The organism is Shewanella sp. SG41-3 (assembly GCF_014164545.1).
Lineage (GTDB): Bacteria > Pseudomonadota > Gammaproteobacteria > Enterobacterales > Shewanellaceae > Shewanella > Shewanella vesiculosa.
Genome location: NZ_JACJFJ010000049.1, coordinates 1 through 214 on the forward strand (window position 1 = coordinate 1; position 214 = coordinate 214).

Below are 214 nucleotides of genomic sequence, written 5' to 3' on the forward strand. Positions count from 1 at the left end.
ACTTCGTCGTTCCGGTATTACTACCAACTACGTCGTTCCGGCAATGCTTTTAAGCCGGAATCCAGGTGTTGGCTTTAAGTATTCAAGACAAAAGTCAAAAGAAACACCTGGATCCCTGATAACAGCTCTCAGGGATGACGAGCGGGTTGAACATTCAAATAACAACAACGATTTCGTCCAGTAACACCCACTATCGTGTCGTTCCAGTATTGCT

General features: G+C 44.9%; 1 protein-coding gene. It reads left to right on the forward strand.

Annotated elements, in window-relative coordinates:
* On the forward strand, window positions 1–184 hold a 184-nt coding region (locus H5164_RS19965), incomplete at its 5' end, for a hypothetical protein (protein ID WP_220492766.1).
* Window positions 185–214: the final 30 nt, after the last annotated feature.